Below are 14,462 nucleotides of genomic sequence, written 5' to 3' on the forward strand. Positions count from 1 at the left end.
CTGAGCATTCTTTTATCTGCCGATTTAATACTCTCTTTGGTCGTATTAAACTGACAGAATGCTCATCAATGCTGAGCATTCTTTTATCTGCCGATTTAATACTCTCTTTGGTCGTATTAAACTGACAGAATGCTCATCAATGCTGAGCATTCTTTTATCTGCCGATTTAATACTCTCTTTGGTCGTATTAAACTGACAGAATTACTTCATCTACTTACGACTTTACTTACAATTATATCATAATTTTGATACAATAAATTTATGGAAAATATCAATAATTATAAGGCGTTAGCCTTCTTTGACTTAGATGGAACTTTACTCAATTCAAAGAGTCAATTGGACGAGGAAGTCATTCTTGCTCTTCATCAGATTCGTGAAAATGGGGTTCTTCCTTTTATTGCTACAGGACGTGGTCACTTTGAGCTCGATAATATCATGAAACTGACAGGAATTTCTGGCGCTGTTGCGATGAATGGTCAGTACATTATTTTAAATGGCGAGACCATCTACAAAGAGGAAATCCCTACTGATAGTGTTGAAAAGCTGCTGACAGCGGCAGAACCTCATAATGAAGCTCTTTCTTTTTATGATAGTAAAGGCTACTGGGTGAGCGAATTAACTGATTTTGCTAAGCAAGCCTACTCCTACACTCATATGCCACTTCCTCTGGTCGACCGCAAACGCTATCTGCAAAATGAAGTCAATATGCTGTTAGTGCTGACCAATCAATTGAGCCAAGTTGATTACTATAAAGATGCCGTACCTGAGCTAAATTTCTTTATGAATTCTCCAAGTTCGATTGACGTGACAAACATTTCAACAAACAAAGGCACTGGAATCAATCATGTCAAAGAAATTCTCGGTTTTACAGGTGAAACTTTTGCTTTTGGTGATGGTAGAAATGACCTTCATCTTCTCGCAGCTAGTGACCACAAAACAGCAATGGGAAATGCCGTACCTGAACTTAAAGAATTAGCCGATTTTATTTCTACGGCAAATACTGACCATGGTATTGTCAATGCTTTCAATCATTGGGGAATTTTGTAAGTTGTCAGTATACTGACAGAATACTCATTAAAGCTGAGCATTCTTTTATCCGCCGATTTAATGCTCTCTTTAATCGCATTAAACTGACAGAATTTTCATCAGTAAAATTTGATTCATTTACAGATAAAAAGCCTGATTTTCAGGCTTTTCTTTTTTCGATTTGAATCTAAACCTCTGAAAGTTCACGTCTTTTGAAAACAAAAGCAAGGATAAAACAAACAGCAATAGGCAAAGTAATGATAATCCCTGCACTATTGATGGTAGAAGCTAGACCATAAAAAATTCCTAGCACTAAAAAATAGATACGCCATCCTTTTCCTTTGTCTAATCGCGCAAAAGCAATCCAGTTGAAAATCATCAAAATCAGAATCAGACTAAAAGCAATAATCATGGCTGTAATTAGAAGTTGCATATCTAATCCAGCTTTTTTTAATTCTTCATCAAGTGCTTTGGAATGTTGGAGAACCAGCAATGTCCAGCCAACAAGCGTACTCCCAAACGCAAGAAGGGTATAAATGATATTGCCAATTAAGGCAAAAATTCTTGACTTAGCCATACTTTCTCATTTCTAATCGTGTGAACTCAATTATATCAAGATGCGAGTACGATTGCTAAGAAATGATGAAAAATAAGAAATTTCTTGGAGACACTTATCTTTTTTATCCATTTCTAATCGTACAAACTCAGTTATATCAAGGTGTGAAACTGCTTGCCCAGAACCCATGAAAATTGCCACTTAGCTCTTTGTGCCTTACCGTTTGCTCTTAGCTTTAACAGACAGCGGAGTACCATAAGTACGTAGCTAACACATCAGCCAATGGACAGTAGAGTGCTGGAAGCACAGGGATAGGAAAAGACAGAGATGAGTCTTGCTCATTGGAGACTTTTATCTATTTTCCTGAGTTATAAGCAGCTGAATTCAATTACAAGATGTGAGCAACACCATTAAGAAGTGGAGAAAAATATGATTCTGCTTATTTTTGTCTTCTCTCATAGCTTCTGATGTTGCAAATTCAATTATAACATAAAAAAATCACTGACAAGAGCCTGTCAGTGATAAATATTTTTATTACTTGTTCAATGCTTGAGCAGCAGTAATGATGGAAAGTTTATAGACGTCTTCTTCATTACATCCACGTGAAAGGTCAGATACTGGAGCATTTAAACCTTGCAAGATTGGGCCAATGGCTTCAAAGTTACCCAAACGTTGCGCAATCTTGTAGCCAATATTTCCTGCTTGGATATCTGGGAAAATAAAGACATTTGCTTTACCAGCCACTTCTGAATCTGGTGCTTTTTGACGCGCAACAGCGGGTACAAATGCTGCATCAAATTGAAGTTCTCCATCAAGTGCAATTTCTGGATGTGCTTCTTTTACGAGATTAGAAGCCTCTACTACACGGTCAACATCTTCTGATTTACCAGAACCTTTGGTTGAAAATGAGAGCATGGCAACTTTAGGATCAATATCAAAAAGTGCTGCAGTCTCAGCTGAAGCAACTGCAATATCTGCAAGTGTCGCAGCATCTGGCTTGATGTTAATTGCACAGTCACCAAATACATATTTTTCATTGTCATCACGACCCCGAACCATAATAAATGCACCTGAAACAGAGCGAACACCTGGTTTTGTCTTGATAATTTGGAGAGCTGGACGCACTGTGTCGGCAGTCGAGTGAACTGCACCTGAAACCATACCGTCAGCAATACCCATAAAAACAAGCATTGTACCAAAATAGTTAGGGTCTTTAAGAATTTCTTTGGCTTGTTCTTCCGTCACTTTACCTTTACGGCGTTCAACAAAAAGTTCCGTCATTTTTTCAAATCGTCCACAGTTTTCTGGGTCATAGATTTCGAAACCTTCTGGATTAATCCCGCGAGAAATTAAAGTTTCTGTGACTTCAGATACGTTTCCGATAAAGACGGGAGTAATCAAACCATCTGCATTCAAACGATTTGCAGCACCAAGAATACGTGCATCTGTTCCCTCTGGAAAAACGATTTTTAAGCCTTTGCTGGCAATTTTTTGTTTTAGTGATTCAAAAAGTTCCATTTTGAAATTATTCCTTCTTTCTTAACAATACTCCACGATTATAACACACTTTCACAAAAAAAGTAAGCATTACCAAGGGCATTTTCACGGAGTATTCTTTTGCTTCCGTTTGCTCCTTTTTTCACAAACATCACACGAATGCATTCTTACCTCCCATTTTTTGCTATACTAAATCCTATGAACAATGATTACATTTTACCAATAGGCAGCATTGTCCACCTTAAAGATGGAAATATTGACCTCATGATTACAAGTCGCGCTCAACTTTTTAATGACAAGGGAAGACTAGGCTACTTTGACTATGCTGCAGTCTTTTATCCCACTGGTGTCACTGAAGAAAATAAATTTGTCTTTTTCAATCGCGAAGACATCCAAGCCGTCATCTTTGAAGGCTACCGCAACGAAGAAGAAAAGCACTTCTCCAGGCATTATGACGAGGAAATTCTCAAAGTACCTTATCCAAAACTCGGTGTAAATTCTGAGCGTGGTGTAGGCACAAAAACAGCGCAAACAGATGATCTCAGCACTAAATTTGGCTTATAAAAACTGTCAGCATGCTGACAGTTTTTATCCATAGGCGCTTATTCTCCTAAAATACTAGCAATTTTTGTGGTAATAATATCAACACCAACGGTATTAGACACACCTTCTGGAATAATCACATCGGCGTAACGCTTTGTTGGCTCAATAAATTGATGGTACATCGGTTTGACTGCTGCTAGATATTGATTGATGACGGAGTCTAACGTCCGCCCACGTTCCTCAATATCACGACGAATCCGTCTGATAATTCGCACATCATCATCAGTATCCACAAAAATCTTGATATCCATCAAATTTCGCAAACGCTCATCTTCGAGCACCAAAATCCCCTCAACAATCAGCACATCCACAGGCTCTTGTCGATAAGTCTTATCAGACCGTGTGTGATTGGCATAATCATAAATAGGAATATCCACAGCACGCCCATCTTGTAACTCTTTGAGTTGAGCAATCAAATAGTCTGTATCAAAAGCCAACGGATGGTCATAATTTGTCTTTGTCCGCTCAGCAAAAGTCAGATGTGACTGATCTTTGTAATAGCTATCATGCTCAATCATTGCAATACGTTCATTCGAAAAAGTTTCTAAAATCGCATGAGAAACACTTGTTTTTCCGCTCGCAGAACCACCTGTTACACCAATAATTAATGTTTTTTTCAAAGCATTATACCTTCCATTAAGATTTCGATTTACCATTCATTAACATTCTACAAAATACCGCAACATTACCTACAGCGCTGACAAAATGATAAACAACCTCAAAATTTCTTCAAACTATTTTACCACAAATCAATTTTTTTGTAAGCAACTGACAAATTCATTAGAGAAATTTAAGCAAAAATTTGATATAATTAAGCTTACACAATTTAGAAACTCATGAAAAACGAAATCGCTCCATGATCTTCTATTTTTCATCATTTCTTACAATCGTACTCGCATCTTGCAACTGAGTTCTAAATGACCTCACACCTTGGTATATATAGAACATGGGATTTGACACAATATTTGTCATAAAAAGCACTGGTTATTGTCAACAAAAATGGAGGAAATTTTATGTTAAAACTAGGAGTAGTAGGAACAAGTTGGATTGCTCGCTCATTCATTGATGCCACATCTCTCACAGAAAAATTTACTTTTAGCGCTGTTTATTCAAGACATCTTGACACTGCGGCAAAATTTTCAGCTGATTTTGAAAACGTTCAACAATTTGACCAGTTTGACCAGTTTTTGGCAACTGACTTAGATGCCATCTATATTGCTAGCCCAAATGCACTCCATTTTGAACAAGCAAAAGCCGCGATTTTAGTTGGTCACAATGTTATCACTGAAAAACCTGCTTTCTCAAATCCGTCAGAACTGACAGAAATTCTTCAACTTGCTGACGAAAAAAACATTCTCTTTTTCGAAGCCGCACGTAATATCCATGAGCAATCTTTCACGCTCATCAAAGATTTTCTTGCTGACAAAACCATTACCGGTGCTGACTTCACTTATTCAAAATATTCATCAAAAATGCCCGCTTTACTGCGCGGTGAATTACCAAATAAATTTAACCCCAAATTCTCTGGTGGACTTCTTGCAGACCTTGGCGTTTACCTTTTGTACGCTGCAATCTTTTGGTTTGGAAAACCTCAAGACGCCCACTATGATGCCGTTGTTCTCCCTAGCGGAGTTGATGTTTCGGGTGTTGGCTCACTTGACTATACTGACTTCAAAGTTGCAATCAAGTGCGCTGGTAATTTTAATAGCTACTTACCCAGCGAAATTTACACCACAGATGGCACGCTCATTTTAGATGGTGTTAATGCTATCTCCACTGCGAAATTCATCGCCGTTGACGGTTCAAAAATAAAAATCGAGCTTACCGCTCCGAAACATTCTCTCTATGATGAAGCAGTAAAATTCGCCGAAATCCTGACCAATAAAGACTTTGAAGCAGCCCGAAAGCTCCAAAGCTTTGCCAAAGATGTCGCAAATACCTCGTACAAAATGCGTCAAAGCGCTGGTATCATTTTTGATGCTGACAAAAAATAATCTTACTCTGTCAGTGCTGACAACATATTGTCAGTATTGACAAAAGCTGATCCCTTAGTTAAGTTGGATATAACGAGAACCTCCTAAGTTCTTGTCGCCGGTTCGAGTCCGGCAGGGGTCATATTTAGAAATCAGGTAACCTTATGACCGAGATAAAACTTGGAACAACCTTTTCTGTAAGCACTATCGTTGATGAAAGCAATATCGCAAGCACTATTGGTAGCGGACTTCTCCCCGTTTTTGCCTCTCCCATGATGATTGCTCAAATGGAAAAAGTAGCAAGTGAATCACTCACATCATTTTTGGAAAAGGGTCAAACTTCCGTTGGCATAAAAATTGATGTCAGTCATGACAAAGCCAGCCCCATTGGCGCAACAATTACCACAACAGCAAAAATCATCGCCGTTGACCGCAAGCAAGTTGACTTTGAAGTCATTTCTAAAGATGAAAAAAGTCTGATTGGCAAAGGATTTCACAGCCGTTTCATCATAGATAGTCAAAAATTTCTCGAAAAATTAAAATAAAACTGCTGTCAGTATACTGACAAAACGGCTAGCGTTGCTAACCGTTTTTTTATCCTCTTAAATCATTCTTATACTGTTTAACTTTTAAACATTCCGCCTAGAAGTTACTTTGCTGCACCTACGCTGTCGATACACCACGTGTATCCATTCGATTCGCTCTACTTTCGCTTTGCTACGCTGTCGATTTCACTAAGCCACTAAAGTGGCAAGTTCAAATCGCAATTTGCTAAAGCAGCAACAGCAAAAGGCAAAGCACTTAGCTGCAAGCGCAGCTTTTACGTTACACGCAAACCATTTCTTGCGCTTACCATTTCGCCTTGCCAGCTCTGCTGGCTTAGAGCGAATGGATAGCGTAACATAGTGAAGATGACGTACTGGATAAGAAAAGCAGAGCTTTCCTCAATCGTCGTAAACTAAATACACTGCATAGATTTAGAAGTGAACTAATATCAGCTTAACCAAACCGAACTGGCAGAAAATCTCAGCCACTGACAGACATTTTTTCAGTCAAAACCTTTCTAAGCTGTTCACGCGCAACAACTTCATCTTCACGATTAATCAAAAAAGTCAAATAATCTCCAGCTTGCAATTCCGTTTTCCCCCTTGGAATCAAATCCTTACCTGACCGATGAATAGAAACAAGTAAAACACCATCGGGCAGAGCCAATTGTTCCAGCCTCTTATGGTCAGCTTGCGCATCAAATTGCACTATTGTTTCAAACATCATCTGACCTTCTGAAACCTCATCATCACCTTTTTGCGCACTCAACATCCGCTCCAAAAGTGAATCATAAATCGGCTCTGACCCTAATAAATCAGCAACTACATAAGCTACCGAAGAAACCAACGCTAAAGGAAGCAAATGGTCAAAAGAACCCGTCATTTCAACCAATAACAGAATTCCCGTCATCGGCGCACGCACAATTGCCGTAAAAGTCCCCGCCATCGAAAGAATCACAAAATTTGCAAACAAAGCACTCGGCAAATGAAAAGCTGCTAAAACCACCGTCGCATACACAGCGCCCAAACTAGCACCCAACACCAAAAGCGGAAAGAAAATTCCTCCTGGAACTCCAGAAGCATAAGAAATCATTGAGATAAAATACTTGGCAATCAAAATCAAGCAGAGGAAACCAAGCCCCATCCCAAAACTAAAAGAATCCATCAAAACATGACCGCTACCAATAACGATTGGGAAAATCAGCGCCATCAATCCGACACTTAAAAAACTAATCAAAACTCGAACAAAAGGCAAACGAACCTTATTCATCAACTTCTGACTAGAAAGTAAAGTCCAATTATAAAAAGCGCCAAAAAAACCTAAAATTACCCCTAATATTAATAATAACCAATAATCAGAAAGTGCAATAGAACCAGAGATTTGAAAATGAAAAACTGCTCCTTCACCAAAAATAATTCTCGAAACAACATCCGCTACCATCGCAGAAGTCATACAAGTCAACAAAATTAAAGGTGAAAAATATTTAAAAACTTCTTCTAAAGTAAACATTACGCCTGATAAAGGGGCATTAAAAGCTGCAGATAAACCAGCAGAGGCACCTGATGCAATCAGAATACGCTTATGTCGTTCTGTTTGCGCCAAACGACCAGACACCATTTGTCCCATAGCAGCTCCCAACTGAATTGAAGGTCCCTCACGTCCTAACGATAACCCAGCAAACATTGCTAACGTGCCTGCGATAAATTTAGAAAAAGCAGTCGTAAACCAGTTGACTCTAAAATAACCTTGCAATTGTCCCTTGACCTGTGGAATACCAGAACCAGAACTCATAGGAAACCATTTCATAAACAAACTCACAATACCAGCAATAATGATTAAAGAAATCATGAGAAAAGGAATGAACATTAAATGTAAAGACACGAAATGATAAATTTCGCGCCCCAACGTTTCCGCCTTCTCCAATGCCAAGCGGTACAAACTTGCCAAAAAACCTGCCACTAATCCAACAAGTGCGCTCAAAAAAAGAAGATATAAATTTTTATTGGGTGATTTTTCTATATCTTTAAGTTTCATCACTACTTACCAATACGAATATTCGACTTAGGCTTCAATGATTTTTTAGCAAAATGAGTTGCAACAGCACCTCCACCATGCATTTTGTACTCGACTGCCGAAAAACCAGCTTGTTCAAATAAATCTTTCAAAACTTTTGCATTCGGGAAATCTTTAGCTGACTTTTGTAGCCAACGGTATTCTTCATAAGATTTAGCAAATAATTTCCCAAAAAGGGGCATGATATTTTCAAAATATAACTCAAAAGCTTGCTTGTAAACAGGTAATGTAGGGTGAGAAGTCTCAATACAAACTGCCCTGCCTCCTGGCTTTAAAACACGATATATCTCAGATAGCACAGTAAGGTAGTTGGGTGTATTTCTAAGCCCGTAGCCAATCGTAACCACATCAAATTGCTGATTAGCAAAAGGTAACTCCATTGCATTTCCTTGAATTAACTCAATGTTTTTATCTCCTCGCTTAGCAACTTTTGCTTGAGCAATGGCTAACATATTTTCCGAAAAATCTAAACCAGTCGCTTGCCCACTCTCCCCTACAGCCTCCGCCAAATCAAGTAGCCAATCTCCAGTTCCACAGCACAAATCAAGCACTTTTTGTCCTGTTAAATTTCCCATTTTTTTCATTGTTTGCGCTCGCCATAAATCATGTTGTTTAAAGCTAATAATTGAGTTCATCTTATCGTAGTCTTCTGAGATTGTATTAAAAATCTCATGCACACGTTCTTCATTTACTTCTGTCATATTTTTATTATATCACACCCCGCAACCACATATTTACATTGAACTATTTTATACTGGCAAGGCTCCCAACATTCTTATCTCTTTATCTATATTAATACAGTAACATCACCAGATACATTTTCTAATAAAAAAACCCTATACAAATAGGGCAATTTAAAGTTTGACACTACTAAAGTAGAGTAATCCAACTCTGATGTAGAAGTCCACAAAAAAGTCAGATACTGCTTAATTTTATTATTAATGCAAATGTTTTACTTTATTTCATGACTATAGCTAATCCGTTGTTTTACAACTTCATGGAGTAAAAGTGGTCCATGACATGCACGCTATGTGCCATTCTACATATGAACCCATGATATAGAATCATATCGGATCTTAACTCAACAAGTGCGTGTTATCTCCGCTTCACTGCGCTGTCGATTCTCGGGCACGAAAGTGCTCAACTCACTAAAGCGATAAGGCGAAATGTAAAGCTCTATTTTTCGTTCTACTGCCCTAGGGTCTTCGCGCTTTAGCGATTTGAACTTCCGACTTTAGTCGACAACGTAGCAAAGCGGAGATAGAGCGAATGGATAACGTAGCGAAGCGGAGGTGTGACCTCATATTTTTGGTGTGAGGTTGTACCCTAACATTGATGGAAAACGAACTCCCCCATAATGAAGTGATCACTTCATTGTGAAACTAGCTATATCAAATTATGCGATATGTAAGTCATAAGCATTTAATTATTAATATTTATAGTCTTTTCACTTGATAACCAACTGAAAAGACACTTGCAATCTTTCAATACTTAGTTGTAAACCACCCAGCTACCAGCAGGAAGTTTACTTGCCATAGCAATCTGTTCGCTCAACGGCATACCAGAATATTCACCATGACCTAGCAATTGAAAAACGCCATAAGCACCTGAACTCGTATTAACACTATCAGCTAACCCGTTTGATTCACGAGAGATGATATAAGCCCACTCATTAGCAGAATAACTAGCCGTATTTGCTGTATTAGCTACCATATAATTTGCGAGCGCTTGGATGTTAACTTGTCCAGAATTTTGGCTCATATTGAGTCCATCAGAAACACTTTGTGCTGATGTAACTTTAGTAGGTTGTCCTTCAACGGTCTTAGTAGATACAGGAGTTTGCTTTACTTTTCCTAGTAAGATATCATTAACTTCTGCTTGGATAACTTTAGCATCAAAACCTTTGTTTGTTAGTTTTGTAATGCGTTCACCACCGTCACCATAGTTTCCATTAATCACCTCCAGCGCAATGTCATGTGTTGATGGAGCAGGAGTATCTGCATGAGCGATACCACTACCGATAAACATTAACGATGCAACTAATCCAGTTGAAATAGCAACTTTACTTAACTTCATTTAGACCTTTCGATTTCGCCACTAAGAATATTCCATAGGAGTACAATCCAGTATATACCCTATCCTCATGGTTACTTCCCATACACATCATAAAGTCTTGAACGCTTGTGTAGGATTACCGTAAGCAGTTTAACGTCATTGCACGCTATGGACGTTACACCTTTAAAATACTCAGCCCTTCTTTAAGTTTAAAGGTCTATTAGTGTATTCTAAATAATAAAAAATGCCGTAACATTTATGAGTAGTCAATTCTACTCTCCCTTCCTTAAGTAAAACTTAAATAAATTAAGGAATTATTTTTTATTTTAATGTAAAACGATTACATTTATATTGCTTTTGCAATAAAAAAATAGGCAAAGTCGTAAAACTTTGCCTACCAAAAAATCTTTTTAAAACCACTTTGGCTCCTTATTTAAAGCGTCTTGTCTCTATACTTCATAGCAAAATGAAATATCAGCTTCATTCATTACTTAAATCTTCCCCATTTGATGCAATCACTTTTTTGTACCAATTAAATGATTTTTTAGGGGTACGTTTCAATGTTCCCTTACCAAAATCATCTCTATCAACATAAATAAAGCCATAACGTTTGCTCATTTCACCCGTACCTGCAGAAACAAGGTCAATACAGCCCCAAGTCGTATAACCAAGAAGCTCTACGCCATCAATCTCAACGGCTTTTTTCATCTCTTCAATATGAGCCGCCAAGTAAGCAATTCGATAATCGTCAGCAACAAAACCATCTGAATCAGGCGTGTCTACTGCACCAAGCCCATTTTCAACAACAAAAAGTGGTTTTTGATAACGATCATAGGCTGTATTCATTGTGATGCGTAGACCTTTAGGGTCAATCTGCCATCCCCATTCACTTGCTTCCAAATAAGGATTAGTCACTGATTCAAAAATATTTCCAGCAGACTTATCTTCTGCCTCATCTTTTGCCTTTGCCACTCGGCTTGAGTAATAGCTAAATGAGATAAAATCTACAGTATTTTCCGCTAAAATCTCCAAGTCTCCTTCTTTGATTGGAAGTTCAATAGATTCACGCTCTAGCTTTTTAAGAAGATAATTTGGATATTTTCCTCGTGATTGAACATCAATGAAGAAAAGGTTATCTCGATTTTGTTTTTGAGCTTCAAGTACGTTATCTGGATGACAATCAAAAGGATAGTATTCTCCCGCAGCTAACATACATCCGATTTTATTTTCTGGGTCAATCTCGTGAGCTATTTTTGTAGCAATTGCTGATGCTAAAAGCTCATGATGAGCCGCCAAATATTTGGTTTGTTCTTTATTTTCTCCTTCTTCAAACACAATACCTGCTCCCATGAACGGAGCGTGCAAGAGCATATTGATTTCATTGAAAGTGAGCCAGTAATGAACCAAGCCTTTGAAGCGTGTGAAAATCGCACGCGCGAGATTTTCGTAAAATTCAACCATTTTTCGATTACGCCAGCCACCATATTCTTCGATAAGATGAATTGGGCAATCAAAGTGTGTAATGGTTACTAATGGCTCAATGCCTAAACGTTGACATTCTTTGAAGATTTCTTCATAAAACTTCAATCCTTCTTCGTTTGGCTCTTTTTCATCACCTTTTGGAAAAATTCTTGTCCATGCGAGTGACATTCGGTAGGTTTTAAATCCCATCTCCGCGAAAAGAGCAAGGTCTTCTTTCCAATGATGATACATATCAATCGCTTCTTTTGCTGGATAATAATGTTCATCATCAAAATCCAAGTGTTTCATTTCGCCCGTAATAATGGGAAATCTATCTTTACCATGTGGTACAACATCAACGTTTGCAAGGCCTCTACCTCCAAGGTTATATCCACCCTCACATTGATTAGCAGCCGTAGCGCCGCCCCAGAGGAAATCTTTACTAAATGGCATAAATGGTTCTCCTTTTATTTTTCTCTTATATTATTCTAACATTTTTCAAAATGATTTAATAGCGTTTTCATTTTTATTTTTAATATTTTTTGATTTATTTTAATCTCAGTAAAGTTATTTCTATTACTGTTTTTCTAGCTTTGTCATATCATTTTTAGAATATCCAAAAAAGAAAGCTCAATTTTAGAGCAATCTTTTTTAGATTATGAAGCAGTTTCTATGATTTTTTCATTATTATCTGTATAGACCTTAATTTCCGAATAGTCTGGAGTATTCGTTAAGATGACAGGTGTCTCTGTAACATATCCTGCCGCTTCTATAGCTTCTTTATCAAATTTTATTAATAAATCTCCTTTACTGAAACGGTCACCAGTTTTTACAAATTTTTCATAATGTTGACCTTGTAATTCAACGGTGTTCATCCCAATATGAACAAGAAGTTCAGCACCTCTATCAGAACGTAGTCCAATAGCGTGACCTGTTGGAAAAATCGTTATGACCTCTCCATCAAATGGAGCCACGACTTTTCCTTCTTTGGGTAAAACAATGACCCCTTGTCCCATTGCACCGCTAGAGAAAACCTCATCACTTGCCTCATGAAGTGCGCGAACTTCTCCTGTAAGAGGAGAATGGAAACTTTCGCTCCCTATAGTATTAGTGGCAAAAGTTGTTGAAAAAGGTGTCGGCTTCGGTGCTTTTACTTTATCATCACTTGTAACTTCTGCTGGTTCTTTATAAAACAAATAAGTGAGTCCAAAACTAACAAGCATTGATACTGCTAAACCGAGTAAGGCATTATAGAGCAAAACCATATTTCCTGTTGGTGATACAAAAGCTGGAAGGCCAAATACTCCTAAACCACCCATTGTATAAAAGCCTGAATTTGCCATACCAAGTATTGCTCCTCCTGCTGCTCCACCAATCATCGAGTAGAGAAAAGCTCTCTTGCGTTTAAGCGTTAATCCGTAGATCGCTGGCTCTGTCACACCTGCTAATCCTGAAATCATCGCTGGAATTCCTAACGTACGCAATCCCTTGTCTTGTTTTCTAAATTTCAACCAAAGGGCAAGAACAACGGCAACCTGTGCAAATGAAGCTCCAAAAGTTCCGGCGAGCATTTGTGTGAAACCATCTGCACCAACTTGGACAATTGCAACAGAAACCAATGCCCAGTGAAGGCCAAAGATGACCAAAACTTGCCACAGAAGTCCAATCAAGGCCATAAAGATAATAGGATTAAAACCAAGAAGATTTTGGAAGCCTGTACTCAAAAGGTCCGTTGCAATGTTAAGTGTTGGACCAACGACAAGAAGAGCAAGCGGAGCAGCAACAAGCAACGTAAAGAACGGAACAAAGAAAGTTTGAAGTAATTCTGGAATCATTTTCTTTGCTTGTTTTTGGATAATACTTGCCAGCCACACTGTGAAAATAATTGGAACAACTGTACCGCTATAATTTTGTGCAATAACAGGTAATCCTAGGAAAGTTGTGAAATACTGACTTTCGATAATCGTTCCTGAAAATAACGTACCTATCGGCTGTGTTTCACCAAATGCTGAAAGCTGAATGGCTGGATACATAAGGATTGCTCCCAATACAAGTCCGACAAATTCGTTAAGTTTAAATTTGCGTGCAGCTGTAATACCTACGATAATCGGAAGAAATGTAAAGATAGCATCTCCGACTGCATTTAACAGCAAATAGGTGCCATCAGTAGCTGTCAAAACATTGAAAGCGACTAGAAGTGCGAGAAGCCCTTTAATCATCCCTCCTGCCGCGAGTGCGCCTAAAAATGGTTGAAATGAACCTGAGATAATATCAATGACTCGATTGAAAACAGACATCTTTTCTACTTCCCCACCTTCTGATGGATTTTGACCTGTTGAAGCGACAACTTCGTCAAAAACTTGTGACACATGATTACCAATGACAACTTGATATTGTCCACCAGCTTTCATCACAGCGACAACTCCATCCATGTTTTCAAGCGCTACTGTGTCAGCTTGAGCTTCATCTTTTAAGCTAAATCTCAAACGTGTAATACAGTGAACAACTGAATTCACATTTTCTTTTCCCCCAATATTTTTAACAATTTGCTGGGCAAGTGATTCGTATTTTCCCATTTTCTCCTCCTTGAGATGATATTTTTGAAATTCCTTAACATATTATTTCATATGTTTACGCTTTCTTGGATATTTTTCTATTTAATTATAATTCAT

General features: G+C 38.1%; 12 protein-coding genes and 1 tRNA gene. 5 read left to right on the forward strand and 8 right to left on the reverse strand.

Annotation, left to right across the window (positions count from 1 at the left end; genetic code table 11):
* Positions 1-261 precede the first annotated feature (261 nt).
* Entirely contained in the window at positions 262-1,047 is a 786-nt protein-coding gene (locus D7I46_RS06150; RefSeq protein WP_120772097.1) for a Cof-type HAD-IIB family hydrolase, read from the forward strand.
* Positions 1,048-1,213: 166 nt separating this feature from the next.
* On the opposite strand, the gene D7I46_RS06155 is transcribed toward D7I46_RS06150, so the two are convergent.
* Both D7I46_RS06155 and pta read right to left on the reverse strand, forming a co-directional pair.
* Positions 1,214-1,603, reverse strand: a complete 390-nt coding sequence (locus D7I46_RS06155) for a hypothetical protein (RefSeq protein WP_120772098.1) — start codon at positions 1,601-1,603, stop codon at positions 1,214-1,216.
* A gap of 513 nt (positions 1,604-2,116) precedes the next feature.
* Positions 2,117-3,100 (reverse strand): phosphate acetyltransferase, encoded by a 984-nt coding sequence (gene pta, locus D7I46_RS06160; RefSeq protein ID WP_120772099.1) that lies wholly within the window; start codon positions 3,098-3,100, stop codon positions 2,117-2,119.
* 177 nt (positions 3,101-3,277) lie between these two features.
* Between pta and D7I46_RS06165 the strand changes: the two genes are divergently transcribed.
* Complete coding sequence (locus tag D7I46_RS06165) at positions 3,278-3,643, forward strand: DUF4176 domain-containing protein (protein ID WP_120773307.1); 366 nt, start codon at positions 3,278-3,280, stop codon at positions 3,641-3,643.
* A 38-nt stretch (positions 3,644-3,681) separates the two neighbouring features.
* On the opposite strand, the gene udk is transcribed toward D7I46_RS06165, so the two are convergent.
* Positions 3,682-4,302 carry a uridine kinase gene (gene udk / locus D7I46_RS06170; protein WP_120773308.1) on the reverse strand — a complete coding sequence of 207 codons (621 nt, stop codon included), beginning with the start codon at positions 4,300-4,302 and terminating at the stop codon, positions 3,682-3,684.
* A 393-nt stretch (positions 4,303-4,695) separates the two neighbouring features.
* Here udk and D7I46_RS06175 point away from each other — a divergent pair, with 393 nt between their 5' ends.
* From D7I46_RS06175 to D7I46_RS06185, 3 genes are all read left to right on the forward strand, one after another.
* Positions 4,696-5,676 carry a Gfo/Idh/MocA family protein gene (locus D7I46_RS06175; RefSeq protein ID WP_120772100.1) on the forward strand — a complete coding sequence of 327 codons (981 nt, stop codon included), beginning with the start codon at positions 4,696-4,698 and terminating at the stop codon, positions 5,674-5,676.
* Positions 5,677-5,724: 48 nt separating this feature from the next.
* A tRNA-Arg gene (locus tag D7I46_RS06180) sits at positions 5,725-5,797 on the forward strand.
* Between the two features lie 22 nt (positions 5,798-5,819).
* Positions 5,820-6,200: a thioesterase family protein gene (locus tag D7I46_RS06185; protein ID WP_120772101.1), complete on the forward strand. Its 381-nt coding sequence runs from the start codon at positions 5,820-5,822 to the stop codon at positions 6,198-6,200.
* A gap of 481 nt (positions 6,201-6,681) precedes the next feature.
* On the opposite strand, the gene D7I46_RS06190 is transcribed toward D7I46_RS06185, so the two are convergent.
* From D7I46_RS06190 to D7I46_RS06210, 5 genes are all read right to left on the reverse strand, one after another.
* Positions 6,682-8,235, reverse strand: a complete 1,554-nt coding sequence (locus D7I46_RS06190; RefSeq protein ID WP_120772102.1) for a ClC family H(+)/Cl(-) exchange transporter — start codon at positions 8,233-8,235, stop codon at positions 6,682-6,684.
* 2 nt (positions 8,236-8,237) lie between these two features.
* Positions 8,238-8,975 carry a demethylmenaquinone methyltransferase gene (locus D7I46_RS06195; protein ID WP_120772103.1) on the reverse strand — a complete coding sequence of 246 codons (738 nt, stop codon included), beginning with the start codon at positions 8,973-8,975 and terminating at the stop codon, positions 8,238-8,240.
* Positions 8,976-9,765: 790 nt separating this feature from the next.
* Positions 9,766-10,350 (reverse strand): transglycosylase, encoded by a 585-nt coding sequence (locus D7I46_RS06200; protein WP_120772104.1) that lies wholly within the window; start codon positions 10,348-10,350, stop codon positions 9,766-9,768.
* A gap of 459 nt (positions 10,351-10,809) precedes the next feature.
* Positions 10,810-12,243, reverse strand: coding sequence for a 6-phospho-beta-glucosidase (locus D7I46_RS06205; protein ID WP_120772105.1), 1,434 nt, complete (start codon positions 12,241-12,243; stop codon positions 10,810-10,812).
* A 203-nt stretch (positions 12,244-12,446) separates the two neighbouring features.
* Entirely contained in the window at positions 12,447-14,366 is a 1,920-nt protein-coding gene (locus tag D7I46_RS06210; protein WP_120772106.1) for a beta-glucoside-specific PTS transporter subunit IIABC, read from the reverse strand.
* Between the last annotated feature and the right edge of the window lie 96 nt (positions 14,367-14,462).

This window comes from Lactococcus allomyrinae (assembly GCF_003627095.1).
In the GTDB taxonomy this organism is placed as follows: Bacteria; Bacillota; Bacilli; order Lactobacillales; family Streptococcaceae; genus Lactococcus; species Lactococcus allomyrinae.

What these genes read in the sequence shown, in the direction of transcription:
- D7I46_RS06150 (WP_120772097.1), top strand. Translation starts at nt 262, where the DNA reads ATGGAAAATATCAATAATTATAAGGCGTTAGCCTTCTTTGACTTAGAT.
- D7I46_RS06155 (WP_120772098.1), bottom strand. Translation starts at nt 1,603, where the DNA reads ATGGCTAAGTCAAGAATTTTTGCCTTAATTGGCAATATCATTTATACC.
- pta (WP_120772099.1), bottom strand. Translation starts at nt 3,100, where the DNA reads ATGGAACTTTTTGAATCACTAAAACAAAAAATTGCCAGCAAAGGCTTA.
- D7I46_RS06165 (WP_120773307.1), top strand. Translation starts at nt 3,278, where the DNA reads ATGAACAATGATTACATTTTACCAATAGGCAGCATTGTCCACCTTAAA.
- D7I46_RS06175 (WP_120772100.1), top strand. Translation starts at nt 4,696, where the DNA reads ATGTTAAAACTAGGAGTAGTAGGAACAAGTTGGATTGCTCGCTCATTC.
- D7I46_RS06185 (WP_120772101.1), top strand. Translation starts at nt 5,820, where the DNA reads ATGACCGAGATAAAACTTGGAACAACCTTTTCTGTAAGCACTATCGTT.
- D7I46_RS06190 (WP_120772102.1), bottom strand. Translation starts at nt 8,235, where the DNA reads ATGAAACTTAAAGATATAGAAAAATCACCCAATAAAAATTTATATCTT.
- D7I46_RS06195 (WP_120772103.1), bottom strand. Translation starts at nt 8,975, where the DNA reads ATGACAGAAGTAAATGAAGAACGTGTGCATGAGATTTTTAATACAATC.
- D7I46_RS06200 (WP_120772104.1), bottom strand. Translation starts at nt 10,350, where the DNA reads ATGAAGTTAAGTAAAGTTGCTATTTCAACTGGATTAGTTGCATCGTTA.
- D7I46_RS06205 (WP_120772105.1), bottom strand. Translation starts at nt 12,243, where the DNA reads ATGCCATTTAGTAAAGATTTCCTCTGGGGCGGCGCTACGGCTGCTAAT.
- D7I46_RS06210 (WP_120772106.1), bottom strand. Translation starts at nt 14,366, where the DNA reads ATGGGAAAATACGAATCACTTGCCCAGCAAATTGTTAAAAATATTGGG.